This is a genomic window from Nesterenkonia halobia, assembly GCF_039536005.1.
Classification (GTDB): Bacteria; Actinomycetota; Actinomycetes; order Actinomycetales; family Micrococcaceae; genus Nesterenkonia; species Nesterenkonia halobia.
Window position 1 is genome coordinate 206,960 of sequence record NZ_BAAAYG010000005.1, and the last position, 16,383, is coordinate 223,342.

Genomic DNA, 16,383 nt, shown 5'->3' on the forward strand with positions numbered 1-16,383 from the left:
TCGAACCCACGGGACGGGGTCGCCGCCCACCGGTTTTCAAGACCGGCTCCTTCGGCCGCTCGGACAGCGCTCCAGGGCAGAGCTTCGGTCTGTGACCGCGGCCGCTGAGCGGGGCCGCGCAGATGTGAAACTCTGGGGGAAGACTATACGGGAGACCGCGTCCCGGCATCGAGCCGGGGCCCGAGCGCAGGAGCGTGAGCATGCGAGCTGTCGAGTACGCCGAGGCCGGAGGGCCCGAGGTGATCCGCGTGACCGAGGCCGAGGCCCCGGTCCCCGCCGCCGGCGAGCTCCTGATCGAGGTCGCCGCCGCGGGGCTGAACCGCGCCGACCTCGCCCAGCGCGAGGGCAACTATCCGCCGCCGGCCGGCGCCTCGCTCACCCCCGGTCTGGAAGTCTCCGGAACTGTGGTCGCCGCCGGGTCGGGCAGCTCGGGCGCGGTCAGCGAGATGGTCGGTCAGCAGGTCGTCGCGCTGCTGGCCGGCGGCGGCTACGCCGAGAGGGTCGTCGTCGACGCCCGCCATGTGCTGCCGGTGCCAGGCGGCGTCGATCTGGTCGACGCCGCCGGACTGATCGAGGTCGCCACCACTGTGCACTCGACGCTGCGCGACGAGGCCGGCATCCGCCCCGGCGACACCGCACTGATCCACGGCGGCACCGGCGGCATCGGCAGCTTCGCGCTGCAGTTCCTCCACGCGCTGGGCGTCACAGTGATCACCACCGTCGGCGGCGCGGAGAAGGCCGACGCCGCGAAGGGCCTGGGCGCCGCCCACGTCATCGACCACCGCGCCGAGGACGTCGCCGCACGCGTCGACGAGATCACCGGCGGCCGCGGCGTCGACGTCATCCTCGACCTCATCGGGGCGAAGTACCTGGAGAAGAATCTGTCCAGCCTCGCCGTCGACGGCCGACTGGTGATCATCGGGCTGCAGGGCGGACGCCGCGCCGAGGCCGACCTGGGGCTGATGCTGGGACGCCGGCTGCGGATCATCGCCGCGACGCTGCGCTCCCGCGACGCCGAGACCAAGGCGCGCTTCGTCGCCGGCGTCGGCGAGGAGGTCTGGCCGCTGATCGAGTCCGGCGACGTCCGCGTGCAGACCGATGCGGTCTTCTCCGTCGACGACGCCGCCGCGGCCCACCGTCATCTGGAGTCGGGCGGCCACCTGGGCAAGGTGCTGCTGCGCTTCTGAGGACCGGGGCGTCGGGGCGAGGCGACGACGGCGACGACGCGGGGCGCCGGCCGATCGAAGCGGCTCGGATAGACTCGTCGCGTCGTCGAGCCTCGGCGTCGTCCGCGGAACGATCCACAGGTGGAGGTGGGATGAAGCTGCTGTCTCGGCGCCGTCGGGCGCGTCGGCTGGAGAAGGAGCTCGGCCGCGGGCTCTGGCGGCAGGCTCACGACCGGTTCGTGCGCGGCCTCGACCGGTATCACCAGATCCTCGAGGGCGTCGACGACGACGCAGTGCACAACGAGCTGGTCCGCCTCGGCGACGAGCTCGCCGAAGCGTTGCCGAGTCTGTGCGCCTGCTGCGCCGCCGCCCAGCGTCGCTGGCCGGCCGAGGAGATGCGCATCCCCGGCGGCGCGGCGCGGCTGCACTCCGAACTCTCCCGGGCGGCGAACCATCTGGCGACCACCGCCGAGGCCGCGGCCATGGTCCGGCTCGGCAGCGCCGAGATCGCCGCAGTACGACGTCGGGCCGATCGGGTGCTCGAGTGCGTGGAGCAGGCTCGGGCGCTCGCCGACGAAGGCTGAGGGCCGATGCAGGTCCGGAGATCCGGGTCAGCCGCGTCCGCGCGTCGTCCTGCTGAACCGGATCGCGACCAGCGGCGTCCATACGGCGCCGACGAGCGCTGAGGCGAACGTCGCGGCGATGAGCAGCCATGCTGCGGTGAACGGCCACTGCGGGCCGTCGGCGTCCAGCGAGGAGACGTTGTAGCCGAGGATCCTCCCGAAGATGACCAGGTAGGCCATCAGCACTGCGAAGGTGGTGAGCGCTCCGGCCATGATCAGGAACGGCAGGTACTGCAGCACCTTCTGCCGGCGGGTCGGCGGTCGCGGGCCTGTGGACGGGCCCGGCCCCGGCGTCGTCGATCCGGCGGTCATCGCGGCCTCCTGCGCTGTGGGGCGACCGGCGGATATGCACGGTCACCGTCCACGCTAGGAGCTCTCGCCCCTCCTGAGAACTCTGCGCCCGCCGGGCGTCACAGCATCAGCGCCGCGGGATGAGACCGGCGCGCTCGCGGGCGAAATCGACCATCGAGACCCGGTCCAGCGCCTCGACCTCGTCGGGTGCGTGCCAGCCGACGTCGTCGGTGGAGCCGTCCTGCTCGGTCTGCAGCGAGCCGCCGACGATCTGGGCGGTGTAGATGATGCGCAGCGCCTGCAGCGGGACGCCCTCGCGGGCCGGGTCTCCGCGGCGGTCACCGGGGATGACCTGCGAGTCGACGGCCAGCACGCCGGTCAGCTCGACGTCGTAGCCGGTCTCCTCGCGGACTTCGCGGACTGCGGCGTCGTCGGGATGCTCGCCGGGCTCGACGCCGCCGCCCGGCAGCGTCCACCCGCCGCCCAGAGTCTCGTGGTGCCAATGGGGCAGCAGCATCCGGCCCTCGTCGTCGGTGATGACCGCGTAGGCGGCAGGTCTGATGTCCACGCCGGGCACTGTAGCACCGGGCGGTAGGCTCGCGGTCATGACCTCGGCAGCGCACGACGACGCCCCCGCACCGCCGCGGATCGAGCTGGTCGAGCCGGAGGGCCTGATCGGCGGAGACGTCGACCAGCTCGCCCGTCTCGGCCAGGCCGAAGGAATGCGATTCGCCGGCGCGACGCTGGCCGACGTCGACCTGGCCGGCGGCAGCATCGTGGAGTGCCGCCTCGACCAGGTGACGCTCGACGGCGTCGACTTCACCGGCGCGACGGTGGCCGAGTCGGTGATCACCGGGCTGGGCGCGGCGCATCTCGACGCGCGGCGCACCACCTGGCGGGACGTGGAGATCGCGGACAGCCGGATCGGGGCGGCCGAGCTCTACGACGCCGGACTCGACGGGGTGCGGATCAGCACGAGCAAGCTGGATCTGGTCAATCTGCGCGGCGCGCGGCTCGCCGACGTCGACATCGTCGACACCCATCTGGTCGAGCTCGATCTGGGCGGAGCCGAGGTGACGCGTCTGCGGCTGCGCGGATGCCGGGTGGACACTCTGGACCTCACTGAGGCGCGGCTGGCCGACGTCGACCTGCGTGGTGCGCAGCTGAGCCGGATCGTCGGGCTGGACCGGATCGGCGGGGCGGTGATCAGCCCCGAGCAGCTGGTCGAGCTCGCCGAGTCCTTCGCCGCGCAGCTGGGCGTGCGCGTGGTGGAGTGAGGCTCTCGCGTCGCCGGCTCGCCCTCGTCTCGCTCACCGGCGGGTCAGGAGTCGTGGCGCCGGTAGACCGGGCCCAGCTTCTCGTCGGGGTCGAGGCGTTCGAGCATGGTCTCGGTGATCTCGCCGAGCTGGTCGAGCTGCTCGGCGGTCAGCGCATCGATGACGTGGTGCCGGACGGTCTCCACATGGCCGGGCGCAGCCTCGCGGACGGCCTGCCAGCCGCTCTCGGTGAGTCGAGCGTAGGTGGCGCGCGCGTCGTCGGCGCTGTGGTAGCGCTCCACCAGCTCGCGGCCCTCCAGGCGGCTGACGACATGTGACAGGCGGGGGAGGGTGGCATTGGTCTGCGCGGCCAGCTCGCTCATCCGCAGCGACCTCTCCGGCGACTCGGAGAGCATGGCCAGCACGTAGTACTCGAAGTGGGTCAGCCCCGAGTCCTTCCGCAGCTGGGCGTCGAGGATCCCGGGCAGCAGCTCCAGCACTGCGGTCAGCCGCACCCAGGTGGCCAGCTGCCGCGAATCCAACCATCGATCATCCACACCACGATTCTCTCCCATGGTGGTTGTCGGAACAACCTCCCTCTGTCTAAGGTTGTTCCGACAACCTTCCGGGGCGTCTCTGGTCCACGGCCGGCCTCGGATCCTCCGATGAAAGGAATCCCCGCCTGATGCGTCTCCTCGTGAACCCTTCGTCCGTCTCGCCGAAGCTCGCCGACCTGGGCCTGCTGATCGCCCGTGTGGTGCTCGGCGTCGTCCTCATCGCCCACGGCTGGCAGAAGTTCAATGAATGGACCGTCGCCGGCACGGCCGAGTCCTTCGCCGGCATGGGCGTGCCGCTGGCCTCGGCGACCGCCGCCGTCGCGACCTGGGTGGAGCTGATCGGCGGGGCGATGCTCGTCGTCGGACTGCTGACCCCGCTGGCCGCACTCTGCGCCGCCGTCGTGATGCTCGGCGCGGCGGTCTTCGTCCACCTGCCGAACGGGCTCTTCGTCGACCAGGGCGGTGCGGAGCTGGTCCTGGCGCTCTTCGCCGGACTGGTGCTTCTTGTCGTCCGGGGCGGCGGCCGGGCCAGCCTCGACGCCGCGCTCTCCCGCGGCAGCGTGCGTCAGCCGGTCGCGGCCGGCTGAGTCCCTGACTCGCGACGGGACGACGTCGCGGCCGGCGACGCCGCCCCGTCGCGGGCTGTTCCAGGCCTGAGGTCAGTCGAGGCGGAACACCTCGAGCTGCACCGCGTCAGGCGTGCGGGCGCCTCGTGCGACGAACAGCCGCTCGTTCATCCAGGCCAGGTCCGGGGCGGCCGTGGTGAACCGCGGCTGGGTGCGGAAGTGGATCCGCTCCGGAGGAACCGGCTCTCCTTCGACGATCGCCCGGATGTCCTCCGCCCGGCCGACGCGGATTCCGGTGTTCCGGACCCCGATCCGTGCGCCGTCGTCCGTCTCCAGGGAGTAGGAGGCGTCCAGCTCGGTCAGCGTCGACGAGGTGAGGCGCTGGTCGTCGGCGCCGGCCGGCAGCACGCGCCCGCTGCACCCCGGTCCGGTGACCGTGCCGCCGAGGATGGGCACCAGGCGGCGATGACCGGTCGGGGCCGGGCCGAGGTCCACCGGCTCTCCGACCTCGATCCGGATCTGCATCACGAAGGTCAGGGGTGGGGGCTCCATGGCGCTCCTCAGCTTGTCCGGTCGGCGAACCCGAAGGGCAGTTCGCCGGGTGTGACCGAGATTACCGTCTCATTGTCGACCCGTCCTGCTCGACGGCTCCGGGCGCCGCCGCACTCTCCTCTGCGGCGCGCTGACGCTGAGCGCCCCGGCTGGTCGGTGCCGCTGCCTGCGCCGAAGCGGCGATCCGTGAGGCGCCCATCAGGGTGCGGATCCGAATCTGACGAAAAAAAGTCGGCATCGGCCCAATCCGCTCGAGGCATTGCGACGAACACCACATGCGAGCACCACTCGCAGTGGTCGGCATGGAAATACTCATGCCGATTGTCCGACCGCAATGATGAGGAGAAGTCCGAAATGCGTAAATCAGCTTTCTTCGCAGTTCCGGCCCTGGCGATGGCTGGACTCGCCATGAGTGCCGCGCCGGCGATGGCCGACACTGCTGAGCAGGAGTCCTGGTCCGTGCAGACCTCCCTGTCCGAGGTCAACGGCAGCGGCACCTCCGGCGAGGCCATGATCGACGTCCAGGGCAATGAGGCCACGGTGTCGATGAACGTCGCCGGTGCCGCCGAGACGTTCCAGGACGGCCCGTTCCCGCATGCTCAGCACATCCACATCAGCGGTCAGGGCGTGTGCCCGACCATGGATGCCGATGAGGACGGCGACGGCGTCGTCAGCACCCCGGAGGGTCAGCCCTCCTACGGGACCATCGGCACCTCGCTGACGCTGGAGGGCGACACCAGCGCGGACTCCGCGCTCGCGGTGGAGCGCTACCCGGGTGGTGCTGAGTACACCTACGAGCGCACCTTCGAGCTCAACGACGACACTCTGGCCGCCATCGAGGACGGCAGCGCCGTCGTCGTGGTCCACGGCGTGAACCCGGAGCTTCTGTCCGCCGAGGGGCAGGAGAAGATGAGCCCGCTGAACGAGGAGCTGCCGCTGGCCGCGACGGCTCCGGCGGCATGCGGCACGCTGACCGCCTCGCAGATGGAGGAGATGCCTGAGGGCGGTGCTGACACCGGGTCGCCGGTGAACACCGACGAGGGCTCGACCATGGCGCTGGCCGGTGCCGGCGCGCTGGGCCTCGCCGCCGTCGGCGGCGGAGCCTGGGCTCTGCACCGCCGCTCGGTCCGCTCCTGATCCCCGGTGATCAGGTAGGACGGTCCACATCATGAGTGACGCTGTCACCGCCCGCCGTGCAGGCCTCGCAGCCTGCGCGGCGGGCGCCGTCCTGGTCCTCGCCGCCTGTTCGTCGTCGACCGGGATCGACTACTCGGAACCGGTGGGCTCGTCCCCCGCGGCTGCAGAACCCTCTGAATCCTCGCCCCCGTCGGCCGCACCCGGGTCGCCGAGCCGGAGCGAGGACGCCTCGGGCGAGGCCTCGGAGACCGAGTCGACGTCGTCCTCGCCGTCCGCCGAGGCTTCCGACGGTGCCGGCTCGAGCGCATCAGCGACGCCGTCGAGCCCGAACGGTACGCCCAGTCCCGAGGCGATGGACGCCTCTGAGCCCGCCGCGCTTGCGATCCCCGGACTCGACGTGACCTCCGAGGTCATGGAACTGGGTCTGCAGGAGAACGGCGTCATCGAGGTTCCGCCCTATGGCGGCGGGTCCCCGGCCGGGTGGTTCACCCGCAGCCCCACGCCCGGCGAGCAGGGGCCTTCCGTCATCCTGGGGCATCGGAACGCCTATGAGGGTGGGCCCGGGATCTTCGCGGAGCTGCCGAGCATGGAGGTCGGCGACAGCGTCGAGGTCACCCGTGACGATGGATCCACCGCGCAGTTCACCGTCTACCGCACCGAGCAGTTCTCCCAGGAGAACTTCCCGACGTTGGAGGTCTACGGCAACACCGAGGGCTCGGAGCTGCGACTGATCACCTGCGACGGGCTCAATGAGGAGACGGGAGCGCTCGAGGACAACTTCATCGTCTACGCGAAGCTGCAGTCCTGAGATGCTCCATCGCCGGATGTCGAGCCATCCATGGCACTCACACGTGCCCTCGCGCCTTGAGCCGTCGTCGAGTCGACAGGGATGGGAGGGGGAGCGCGATCATCTCGTCGGCGGGACCGTGTCCGTCCATCACCAACCTGCTGCAGACGGCGGTGCGTTGCCGACGCTCACGCAGGACGGTGAGAAGATCGGCCGGCCGGGCGCATCGCCCAGCCGGCCTGTCGGAGCCGCCTATCGGATTCGAACCGATGACCTATTCATTACGAGTGCCTATCTAGGGCCAGCCTGACAGGGTCGATTTCAAGAAACCCCAGGTCAAGCCCGTTTGCTGGGTTGAGTGAGACCGGGCAGAACTAGGCGATGCTGAGACTCCTGCGTACTGACTGCGTACTGAGACGCCCCCAGCACCACCGAATAATCATTCCTCTAATGGTATAATTATGAATGCCGCACCAACCGGTGCGGTTCGGATGTTGGTTAGGATCAGTTGGCCGCATCGGTCAGAGTGATCACGCCGTGTTTCACGTCCAGGCTAAGGAATCAACTATGGAAGGCCCCTGGCCCACTCCAGGTTGTCGCTGAAGTCGTCTCGCCGGCGAGTAGCCCCCACACCCGTGGTCCCAACCATGCGGGAAGTGGGGGTTACTTGTGTGTGCGGCCGCGACCCCTCACGTTCATGTCATAGCCCTGGCCTATGCTTCAGTCACAATCGCATCGTTGGGGTGAGAGGGGCGGGTCATGGGCAAGGGAACTCTAGCCAGCGCCGGGATGGTGGCGCTGCTGGCACTAGCAGGGTGTGGCAGCACGGATGCCGCACCGGAGGAGTCCGAGAAGAGCACGGAGGCCGTCGAAGCCACCGAGGGGCAGGAGGCCGGTGTCGGGATCAGCGACGCCGAGGTCGCCGACCTGATTGAGCGGGAGAACGAGGCGTTCACGGCGCTGTTCGAGAACCCGGGGCCGGAGTCGCAGGAAGCCTATGACGCCATCGGCGACGAGGTCGACGGCCTGCTGGGTGAAATCGAGGATGCCGACGACCTGCCCGAGTGGGTCTTTGAGCTGAAGACCATCGAGCTGGCCATGGACATGGGCGCTACGCCGCAGCAGATCCTCGACGGCGACCTGCCCGAGGAGCCCAGCCCCGACAGTCAGATAGCCCAGGACATGCTGGGCTGTGAAGAGGGTCAGACCATGGAGGAGTGCGAGGCTGCTTACGAGGAGGGTCTTCAGGAGGACTTCCTGCAGTACGACTTGGAGGAGTGCGAGGCCATGGTGGAGTCGGGCGAGACGTTCGTCCCGTGTACTACCTCCGGCGACGAGGAGGAGTTCTACAAGGCGTTCGAGGAGGAGTACGGCTACCCGGTACCAGAGGAGCACCGCCCGTGACCACTCCGAGACCCCCGGCCCCACCCCCTCGGGGTGCCCCTTCTCCGGCCACCCCCAGGGCACTGGAGATCCCCCTCCGACCTCCACAGGAGTTTGGACCCCTGCCGCTGACCTGGGGCTTTACATATAGGGCAGATGTCGGAGATTCGGCGACAGAACGCCCCATCCGCCTGCATCCCCGGAATGACGCGGAATATCCGTGACTCAGCACCAGCAGCGCACAGGTCGGCCCGCGATGCTCGGAAAGCGTCAATCATGGCCCAAAGAAAGCGATCCAAGAATAGGCCCGGAGAAAACGCCTGGGGATAGAGCGTATTGCCCTGGTGGTACGACGGCATGGGGTACCCGGGGGGAGGTAACCCCGGGGGTGCGTGTTGGTCCTGTCGCGCGATGGGCCAGGTGAGTGGGCACCTCTCACGTCGGCAGGCGGTGCAGTCCGCGCCTCCACACGCAGGCGCGCCCCGCCCGCTGGCCCGCTGGTGGGCCGTGTGCGGACGGGGCGCGTGCGACGCTCTCAGGGCCGTTCAGGGCTTCATGGGAGCATCAGGCGGTCGCGAGGTCGATGCGCTGCAGTGCGGCTTCGTGGGGAGCAACGATGGTTGCGCGCATGATGCCTCGAACGGCGACTTCGTGCGAGGAGAAGAACACGGAGCGATCCGACTCGACCTGGACATCCTGTCGCACGGCGACCTGCAGTCGACCGTCGGCGGGGATGCCCCACGCGGTGCCGGCGGTGACGGCCGGGGAGACCAGCATCGGCACACCGGCCAGGAGTCGGCGGGATGCCTCGGTCGCGTCCGGGGTCAGCAGGGTCCGGTTGCTGGTGTCGGACTCCTTGAGACGGCTCACAGCGAGGGCGTCAGTGGGGTTCAGCACGAAGGCCCCGACGGTGGCCCCGACCTCCTCGGCGCCGTACAGTGCCTCGATGAAGGGGTCCACGTTCTCCCAGGCCGTGCCCGAGGTTGTGATGACGTTCGCTCCGGTCAGGTCTTCGAGCCCCTCGGGCTGGTCAGCGGACCCCCCATTGGTTCCAAAGAACGCGGCATCCAGGGTGCGGGCGATGTCACGGGCGATGCCGGCCCCGATCTGCTCGGCAGCGGCGGGGTCGGAGTCATCAGCAAGCTCGGCGGAGATGCGCGTCAGCCCAGCAATCTTCGAGAACTTCTTGCTGACCTCACCGAGTGCCGCGTCGCTAAGCGGGATCTCTGCGCCTTCAGCGACCCATCCGGCCGACGGGTCCGCAGTCACCAGCGGGACCCGGTAGGAGCTGGAGGTCTCGCCGACGAGGACGGGTCCGCCGAGTGCCTGAAGGGCGACGGACTCGCGCCCGACAGGCTGGATGATCAGGTTGCCGGTGGAGTCCGGGAGCCATGCGCCGGCGGCGCCAGTAGTGTTCATAGCCATTGTTGTGGCCTTTCCGGCGACCCCTGGATATAAAAAAGGAGGGTCGCCTGTAGATCAGAACGTGTGTCTTGATCCGCAGCGACCCTCGGGGTGCTCCGGAAACCCCTACTGGGGTCTCGGTGATGTTCGTTGTTTCCTCGGGAAACGTGGAACGTCTAATCTGATTATATCATGGTGGGGTGACGTGACCCCGCCCCAGCAACCTCGTGGGCTGCCAGGGCGGGGCTCATCGTCGGGTGAGTGTCAGCCGCGGTTCCGGATCACGTCGGACCATCCGCCGCCGGTCATCTTGGGGTATCCGGGGTCCTTACCCGCCGATGAGACAGGCTGATGTACCTGCCCGCCGGGCGGGTGCTCCTCGAAGAGCTCGGGGCGGGCCGCGTAGAGCTGCGTCGCCGCCTCCGAGAGCTTCGCCCGGTCGGGGACACCATCGGTCATCGCGTCGGCCTTGTCGAGCCCACCGAGGGTGAAGAGGTCGCCGGCGTGCTTCAGGAACACGGTGCGGGGCGCCGGGCTGCCGTCCTCGTTCAGGAGCCGGTTCCCCGACTGCGGAACCACGTCGACCCCCTCGGCGAGGGTGCTGCTCAGCACCTGCTCTTGCAGTGCTTCGACGGCTGCTCGGGTGGACTCCAGCTCGGCCTCGGCGTCGCGGAGGCGGAGCCGGTAGCGCTTGGCTTCGGCGCTGGGGTTGCCCTTTTCATCGTCCTGCTCCACGGGGCTCTGAGCGTCGCTCTCAGGGGCCTGCTCCGTGGGGGCCTCCGTGGTCTCCTGGGCCGTCTCCGTGGCGCTGGTGGCCTCGTTGACGGTGTTCTGGTCCTCGGTGGTCTGCTCGTTCGTCTCGTCGCTCATAATCAGTTTCCTTCCTGGGAAATGGCGTTCTCGTCTTCGTCGTTCTGGAGCTCCTGCAGCCATGAAGTCAGAACCGCGTCGGCGTTGCCGGTCAGCCGTTCCAGCGAGGCCGCGTGAAGCATCGCCAGCGTCTCGACGGTGCGCTGTAGCTCGTTGCCGTCCAGATCGGCCAATACCTCACTGCGGTGCGGATCGCCACGGCTGACGGCCAGCGTGTAGGCCAGCGCCCGACGACGCAGTTCGGGGGTGAAATACTCCTGTGCGCTCATGCGGCCTCATCCTCTTCCACGCGCCCGGCGATGCCACGGAGGTGCGCCACCTTCGCCCGCTCGGTCTCCAGGTCGGCCTCAGCGGCGCGCAGACGTCGCCGGTAGCGGCCGGCGTCCTGTCGGGCGTCCTTGATCAGCTTCCGCAGCTTCGAGACCTCGGCCTCGGCGGTGCGCAGCTTCTCGGCGAGGAGATCGGCCCGGGACTTCTCGGCGAACATCTGCGCGAGGTGAACTGAGGAGCGGTCGACGGGGAGCGGCCCCGGCGGTGTCGGCTTCGATGCCCCACCGTGCTCCAGGTGCTCGACGTCATCCCTTGGCGTCTCCGTGGGCAGCGGCTCCTCGTGCTCACCTGCCGCCGACTCGATGCCGCTGCTGCTTGTCGTGTAGTAGATCCCGTTCATCAGTCCTGCCCTCCTGCCGACGTCATGCCGGCATTGATCTTCAAGTCCTCCAGTGCCCTGCCCGTGACGGCCTGTCCGAGGCCCCATGAGCGCGTCGACTGCTCCCACGTCAGCCCCGCGCCCTCGGGGTCCAGGCAGACCCTCACACCGTCGACGGTGGCCCTGTGCAGCCTCCAGGGCAGTTCGCCCCGGAAGGTCTGCCCGCATCCGCCCGCCGGTGCTGTGCATGTGCTGCTCATCCGACCCCCTCACGGTCGGTGGCGTCTTGAAGCTGCTCATGCGTCAGTCGCCAGGCGTCGGCCAGCTTCTCCAGGTCTTGCCCCTGGCGGTCGGCGATGTTCTCGAAGATGCCCACGATGACGTCGACCATGGGCATTCCGCCCAGCTCCAGCAGCTCCCGGCGGGCGTCGTGGTCGTCGCGCATCCACAGTTGGATGTACCCGAACGCGTCGCGCCATGCGGCTGGGGTGATGTCTGGGGTGCTCACGATGCGGCCCTCCTCTGGTGTTCCAGGTTCAGCGGTGACGACCAGACCTGTTCTTGTGGTGGTGTCGGGTCGCCCGTACCCCCTGTGAGCTGTGAAAGGTGTGTGAGGTTCCCGTCGTCCGAGTCGGCGAAACTCTCACTTCTCTCACTTCTCACGGGGGTATAGGTGCCCCGGCCAGAACGGGCGACTCGGCCAGCCTTCACAGCTCGGTTCAGGTACGTGTCCACCCGCTGGGCAGGCAGCCCCGACTCTTCGATCAGATCCGCCCGCTTGATCCCGTCGGGGTGCTGGTGCACGACGCTGACGATGGTGCTCATGTCGTCGCCGACGCCCTCAGTGGCCTCACGCTGCTGGACCGCCTGCGCAGCCTCGGCCAGCGTTGAACCTTCCAGCGACCAACGACCGTCCGCGAAGCTGACCGCGTACTGACCTTCTGAAGCGTCACGGCTGGTGACGTTCAGAGTGGCCGACCCGTCGTTGCGTTCCCTCTGCAGAGTGAGGATGGTGTCAGCAGCGCCGGCGATGCCCTGTGTGCCAGAGACAGAGTCGACGAAGTCTGCGCTCTGCCCCTTCCTGGTGTGGTGCACGACGAGCAGTGCTGATCCCGGGTGCATGTCGACGAGACCCTTCAGAGAGGCTGTGTGCTCGTAGTCCGCCCCGTAGGAGTCGTTGCCGTTGTAGACGCCCTTGATCTTGCCCAGAGTGTCGACAATGACGAGGGGATGCTTCCCGTCATTGCGCTGCAGGTACTCCCGGATGGTCTCGTGCGCGTTGACGACGTCGGTCATGAACGTCAGGTCAGGAGAGCCGATGCCAGCGCCGAGCGCATGAAGTCGGTTCTGCAGACGACGCGGGCCGTCCTCCAGCGCCAGGTAGAGAACCGGGCGGTGCCTGACGTCGACGGCATGCAGAGCACGTCCCCCGACTGCCGCAGTCACAGCGAAGTCCAGAACCATCCAGGACTTGCCGATCTTCGGCGGGGCGACCAGCAGAGTCAGGCCCTCAGGGACGATGCCCGGCACCGCATACTCGATGGGCGGGAACTGCTGGCACAGCAGCCACTCGGCGTTGAACGATCCGGCGAGAGCGTCAGTTGAGGGTTCACTCATGCGGCCTCCCCGATGTCGTAGGACTCCTGGCGGGCCTGACGGGCGCGCAGGGACTTCACCTTCTGATCCGCCGGGAAGGGCCAGCGGGCGGCGAGCTCGTACTGGGCGGCGAGCTGCTCGGCTGCCAGCTCGGCACGCCCGATCCGCACACCCTCGGAGACGCCGAAGTGGTATCCGGTCTGGAAGAGCGCGACCTCGTATTCGGTGGTCGGCGCAGGGAGAAGATGCTCACTCATCGGCGCGCCTCCTGCTGCTCCTGGATGACCGCCTGCAGGTCACGTCCGGCATGGACGGCGTCGACCCACTCGGCCATCTCTGTCAGCCATGCGGCGAGGCGGCGCATCCTGTTCGCGCCGATGTGGAGTTCGAGATCGCCGACGCCCTCCTCGTTCCGGATGACGAGTTCCGCGGCGTGGTCGAAACTCTCGCCGGCCTCGGTGGCCTCGGCGACCCGAAGTTCAGCGCGGAAGGTCTCGCCGCCGTCGGTGCCGTGAGGACTTGCTGCGTCCATCTTCCGGAGCACGCGGGGCCGCGAGTAGTGGATGTCCCCGTGAGGGCTGTTCGGGGTGCAGTGCTCGGTGCGGGCACACCATGACGGGTGCCAGCCGGAGACGTCGCGCTGGGCCGTAGCTATGACCTCGCTGGCCTTGGTGCCATGTTCGTCGGCGTAGTTGATGACGTCGCGGATCGTGGGGGCCTTCCGCCCGATGCGCTCCTCGATGGCGGCTGTCAGGTGTGCCGCCGAAGGCTGGTGTGCTGTAGTCTCAGACATGATCGATGCACCTTCCTGGGTGTCTTTCGAGTTGAACGGTCCGGGAATCTCTTGGCGGGGATCCGGGCCGTTCTTTTCTTGTGTCGGGGGCTCTGTGCTCTCGCAGCGGACGGTCTCGCAGTAGAACGGCCCTGCCTCGCTGGGGTAGGCGTACAACTGCCTCGCGCACCGGCTGCACTCGACGACGCGGCGGTTCAAGCCGCCCCCTCGATGCCGCCGACGCCCTGCTCTCGCTGGGCTTCCACCCAGGCGATGACGTCGGCAGGCATGTAGCGCACCGCCTTGCCGCCCAGCTTGAAGCTCCGGGGGCCGGAACCCGTCGAGCGCATGTAGCGCAGTGTCCCCAGCGGAATCCCGGTGTAGCGGGACGTCTCCTCATATCCCCAGAGCGGCGGGGGAGTGGTGTCCTGCGGGGTCGAGATCTTCTCTGCCGTGGCGTTCATGCCAGCCTCCTAGTAGTTGCTTCAGCGAGCAACGTTTGCTCGTGCAGACAACACTACACGCGGCATTGGTGTTGGTCAAGCGAGCAACGTACGATGTCCCCATGAGCAAACAGAGCGGTGGCGAGGTGTCTCTCTCGGTCGACCAAAGGTTCGGCCAGCAAGTCAGCGATATCAGGACGATGGCCCGAGGCATGAGCCAGCGGCAGATGGCCGAGGAGCTACACAAGCTCGGGATGCCGGCAGACGCGCCCGCAGTCAGCAGGATCGAGAAGGGGCAGCGGTCCGTCCGGATCAGTGAGGTCGAGATCATCGCCAAAGTCCTGGGAGTCAGGATGGCTGACCTGCTGCAAGACGAAGTTTCTCCGGCGGACCAGCTCGGCCACCTCGTCGACGACGCCACGCGCACGCTCCACCGTCTGGCCCAATTCATCGCCCAGGGTGGGCATGACCTCCAGCTCGTCATTGGCCACCTGCGGTCACACCCCGAGCTCATGGCGATAATCAGCACTGAGCTCAATGACCCAGCGGATTATCTCCCCCATATGGCGCGGAGCATCGGGTCATGGAGCGTTCAGAGTGCGCATTCCGAGCTTGACCCCGAAACTCGAATGCAGTTGCGAGCTGTGGTCCTCGAGCTGTTCGCCGTCGCCGTGCCACCTCCCGGCTACGATGTGAATGCGGCCGAGGCTGGTTCTGTCGCGCCGCCGGAGGGCATGACGCCAGAGGAATGGCGGGAGTACCGCGACGCAGTGCGTGCGCAGCTCCCGGAAGCATCAGACCAAGAGATCCGCGATGGTTACGAACGCGGTGAAGCAGAATGGCAGAAGATGCGCCAAATGACCGCCGGAGAGCTCATGGACGACAACGCCATGCAGGTCCACGGCTCTGTTCCCCCGCCGCCACTGCGTGAAGGTGGCGGCGAGTCGCGGTTGGCGAAGCAGTCTCGGCGGCCTGGGTCCGATGAGTCCTCAGAGGCGTAATCGCCGGGCTGGGGTCGAGGACCTCTGGACCCGTGGTGACGGCACCCCCTCCGCCAGGCACGGGCAGGGGCAACGGTGGCGCGCCCGCTGGGTCGACCCATCCGGGCGTGAAGTCACCAAAGCGTTCCGCCGCAAGACCGATGCCCAGCAGCACCTCGACAACGTCACCGCCGCAATGGTCGCGGACCAGTACGTCGCCCCAGAAGGCGGCGACCTCCTCGTGCGCAACCTCGTGCCGAAGTTCCTCGCCGGCCTCGACGTGAAGCGCTCCACGATGCAGGGCTACAAGTCCGCCATAGACGCCCAGATCATGCCCCGATGGGGGAACGTGCCGCTGAAGGCCGTCACCGTCTCAGAAGTGCGGGCATGGCTGACCGCGATGCAGCGCGGCGACCCCGACGGGAAGACTAAGCGCGAACGGGACGGGCTGACCTCCGGATCGGCCAGGAAAGCCGGGCGGGTCTTCAGTCTCATCCTCGACGTCGCCGTAGACGACAAGCTCATCGCCCGGAACCCCATGGAACGCGTGAAGCTGCCCAGGGAAGGCCAGCCGCGTAAGGGGAAGAGCCTCACACGCGATGAGCTCCACGCCCTCGCCGCCCAGATGCCCGCAGAACAGGACCGGGTGCTGACGCTGCTGCTCGGCTATACCGGCCTGCGATGGGGCGAAGCCGTCGCCCTACAGGCCAGCGCCGTGGACTATCGGCGTCGACGCCTCCATGTGCACCGCACTTACGGAGAAGCCGGCGGCTCTACCTACGCCGAGACACCCAAAGACCATGAGGCCCGCTGGGTGCCATTCCCGCCGTTCCTCGCCGACGAGCTGCACAAGCTGACCGAGGGGAAAGCATCTGGCGCGGACCTGTTCAGCAACACTCGCGGGAGGCCCCTGCAAGGCACGAACTGGCTGCCGAGGGTGCTCCGGCCTGCCCTCGACCGTGCCGGCATCCCAGACGCCGAGGACCGCCGCATTCACGACCTGCGCCACACCTACGCCTCGCTGGCGATCCAGGCCGGGGCGAACGTGAAGCAGCTACAGAGGGCGCTCGGCCACGCGGACGCGACGATCACGCTCAATACCTACGCGGATCTGTTCGAGGACGACTACGCGGGCCTGGGCGACCTTCTCGAGCCTCCTGCGTACTGACTGCGTACTGGGGGAGGGCTGGGCATGAGAAAACCCCCGGCCAGATCGCGTCTGACCGGGGGTTTTAGTGGAGCCGCCTATCGGATTCGAACCGATGACCTATTCATTACGAGTGAATCGCTCTACCCCTGAGCTAAGGCGGCCTGCGCGTCTCGGTCCGTCAGGCACCGCACGCGCGATCAA

At 68.2% G+C, this 16,383-nt stretch carries 22 protein-coding genes and 1 tRNA gene; 9 read left to right on the forward strand and 14 right to left on the reverse strand.

Features of this window, described 5'->3' with window-relative positions; genetic code table 11:
• Positions 1–200: 200 nt before the first annotated feature.
• Positions 201–1,187, forward strand: coding sequence for an NAD(P)H-quinone oxidoreductase (locus ABD652_RS07505; protein ID WP_344719835.1), 987 nt, complete (start codon positions 201–203; stop codon positions 1,185–1,187).
• A 131-nt stretch (positions 1,188–1,318) separates the two neighbouring features.
• Positions 1,319–1,750, forward strand: a complete 432-nt coding sequence (locus tag ABD652_RS07510) for a hypothetical protein (protein ID WP_344719837.1) — start codon at positions 1,319–1,321, stop codon at positions 1,748–1,750.
• Positions 1,751–1,777: 27 nt separating this feature from the next.
• Here ABD652_RS07510 and ABD652_RS07515 read toward each other — a convergent pair whose 3' ends face one another.
• On the reverse strand, positions 1,778–2,101 hold the full coding sequence (locus ABD652_RS07515; protein ID WP_344719839.1) for a hypothetical protein: 324 nt from the start codon (positions 2,099–2,101) through the stop codon (positions 1,778–1,780).
• A 106-nt stretch (positions 2,102–2,207) separates the two neighbouring features.
• Positions 2,208–2,648 (reverse strand): NUDIX hydrolase, encoded by a 441-nt coding sequence (locus tag ABD652_RS07520; protein WP_344719841.1) that lies wholly within the window; start codon positions 2,646–2,648, stop codon positions 2,208–2,210.
• Between the two features lie 37 nt (positions 2,649–2,685).
• Between ABD652_RS07520 and ABD652_RS07525 the strand changes: the two genes are divergently transcribed.
• On the forward strand, positions 2,686–3,357 hold the full coding sequence (locus ABD652_RS07525) for a pentapeptide repeat-containing protein (RefSeq protein WP_344719843.1): 672 nt from the start codon (positions 2,686–2,688) through the stop codon (positions 3,355–3,357).
• Between the two features lie 44 nt (positions 3,358–3,401).
• Here the strand turns inward: ABD652_RS07525 and ABD652_RS07530 are convergent, their stop codons facing one another.
• On the reverse strand, positions 3,402–3,878 hold the full coding sequence (locus tag ABD652_RS07530) for a MarR family winged helix-turn-helix transcriptional regulator (RefSeq protein ID WP_344719845.1): 477 nt from the start codon (positions 3,876–3,878) through the stop codon (positions 3,402–3,404).
• 155 nt (positions 3,879–4,033) lie between these two features.
• Here ABD652_RS07530 and ABD652_RS07535 point away from each other — a divergent pair, with 155 nt between their 5' ends.
• Positions 4,034–4,480, forward strand: a complete 447-nt coding sequence (locus ABD652_RS07535) for a DoxX family protein (protein WP_344719847.1) — start codon at positions 4,034–4,036, stop codon at positions 4,478–4,480.
• 72 nt (positions 4,481–4,552) lie between these two features.
• On the opposite strand, the gene ABD652_RS07540 is transcribed toward ABD652_RS07535, so the two are convergent.
• Positions 4,553–5,011: a DUF3237 domain-containing protein gene (locus ABD652_RS07540; RefSeq protein ID WP_344719850.1), complete on the reverse strand. Its 459-nt coding sequence runs from the start codon at positions 5,009–5,011 to the stop codon at positions 4,553–4,555.
• 408 nt (positions 5,012–5,419) lie between these two features.
• Between ABD652_RS07540 and ABD652_RS07545 the strand changes: the two genes are divergently transcribed.
• The 3 genes from ABD652_RS07545 (at position 5,420) to ABD652_RS07555 (ending at position 8,339) form a co-directional block, all read left to right on the forward strand.
• Positions 5,420–6,148: a hypothetical protein gene (locus ABD652_RS07545; RefSeq protein ID WP_344719852.1), complete on the forward strand. Its 729-nt coding sequence runs from the start codon at positions 5,420–5,422 to the stop codon at positions 6,146–6,148.
• Between the two features lie 352 nt (positions 6,149–6,500).
• Complete coding sequence (locus ABD652_RS07550; protein WP_344719854.1) at positions 6,501–6,956, forward strand: class F sortase; 456 nt, start codon at positions 6,501–6,503, stop codon at positions 6,954–6,956.
• 738 nt (positions 6,957–7,694) lie between these two features.
• Positions 7,695–8,339, forward strand: coding sequence for a hypothetical protein (locus ABD652_RS07555; protein ID WP_344719856.1), 645 nt, complete (start codon positions 7,695–7,697; stop codon positions 8,337–8,339).
• Between the two features lie 543 nt (positions 8,340–8,882).
• Here ABD652_RS07555 and ABD652_RS07560 read toward each other — a convergent pair.
• The 9 genes from ABD652_RS07560 to ABD652_RS07600 all read right to left on the reverse strand — a co-directional run bounded on the left by ABD652_RS07560 (position 8,883) and on the right by ABD652_RS07600 (position 14,073).
• Entirely contained in the window at positions 8,883–9,743 is an 861-nt protein-coding gene (locus ABD652_RS07560; RefSeq protein WP_344719859.1) for a phage major capsid protein, read from the reverse strand.
• A 243-nt stretch (positions 9,744–9,986) separates the two neighbouring features.
• A complete protein-coding gene (locus ABD652_RS07565) occupies positions 9,987–10,592 on the reverse strand; it encodes a hypothetical protein (RefSeq protein ID WP_344719861.1) in 606 nt (201 codons plus the stop codon).
• 2 nt (positions 10,593–10,594) lie between these two features.
• A complete protein-coding gene (locus tag ABD652_RS07570) occupies positions 10,595–10,861 on the reverse strand; it encodes a hypothetical protein (protein ID WP_344719863.1) in 267 nt (88 codons plus the stop codon).
• Positions 10,858–11,262: a hypothetical protein gene (locus tag ABD652_RS07575; RefSeq protein ID WP_344719865.1), complete on the reverse strand. Its 405-nt coding sequence runs from the start codon at positions 11,260–11,262 to the stop codon at positions 10,858–10,860. The genes ABD652_RS07570 and ABD652_RS07575 overlap by 4 nt, the downstream gene beginning before the upstream one ends.
• Positions 11,263–11,497: 235 nt before the next feature.
• Positions 11,498–11,749, reverse strand: a complete 252-nt coding sequence (locus ABD652_RS07580) for a hypothetical protein (RefSeq protein ID WP_344719867.1) — start codon at positions 11,747–11,749, stop codon at positions 11,498–11,500.
• A complete protein-coding gene (locus ABD652_RS07585; protein WP_344719869.1) occupies positions 11,746–12,858 on the reverse strand; it encodes an AAA family ATPase in 1,113 nt (370 codons plus the stop codon). The genes ABD652_RS07580 and ABD652_RS07585 overlap by 4 nt, the downstream gene beginning before the upstream one ends.
• Positions 12,855–13,094, reverse strand: a complete 240-nt coding sequence (locus tag ABD652_RS07590; protein ID WP_344719871.1) for a hypothetical protein — start codon at positions 13,092–13,094, stop codon at positions 12,855–12,857. Before ABD652_RS07590 ends, ABD652_RS07585 begins: the two co-directional genes overlap by 4 nt.
• Positions 13,091–13,828: a hypothetical protein gene (locus ABD652_RS07595; RefSeq protein WP_344719873.1), complete on the reverse strand. Its 738-nt coding sequence runs from the start codon at positions 13,826–13,828 to the stop codon at positions 13,091–13,093. The genes ABD652_RS07590 and ABD652_RS07595 overlap by 4 nt, the downstream gene beginning before the upstream one ends.
• Complete coding sequence (locus ABD652_RS07600) at positions 13,825–14,073, reverse strand: helix-turn-helix transcriptional regulator (protein ID WP_344719875.1); 249 nt, start codon at positions 14,071–14,073, stop codon at positions 13,825–13,827. Before ABD652_RS07600 ends, ABD652_RS07595 begins: the two co-directional genes overlap by 4 nt.
• A gap of 101 nt (positions 14,074–14,174) precedes the next feature.
• Between ABD652_RS07600 and ABD652_RS07605 the strand changes: the two genes are divergently transcribed.
• Positions 14,175–15,053, forward strand: a complete 879-nt coding sequence (locus tag ABD652_RS07605; RefSeq protein WP_344719877.1) for a helix-turn-helix domain-containing protein — start codon at positions 14,175–14,177, stop codon at positions 15,051–15,053.
• A complete protein-coding gene (locus ABD652_RS07610) occupies positions 15,034–16,200 on the forward strand; it encodes a tyrosine-type recombinase/integrase (RefSeq protein WP_344719879.1) in 1,167 nt (388 codons plus the stop codon). The genes ABD652_RS07605 and ABD652_RS07610 overlap by 20 nt, the downstream gene beginning before the upstream one ends.
• Before the next feature lie 68 nt (positions 16,201–16,268).
• Here ABD652_RS07610 and ABD652_RS07615 read toward each other — a convergent pair.
• Positions 16,269–16,343, reverse strand: a tRNA-Thr gene (locus ABD652_RS07615).
• Between the last annotated feature and the right edge of the window lie 40 nt (positions 16,344–16,383).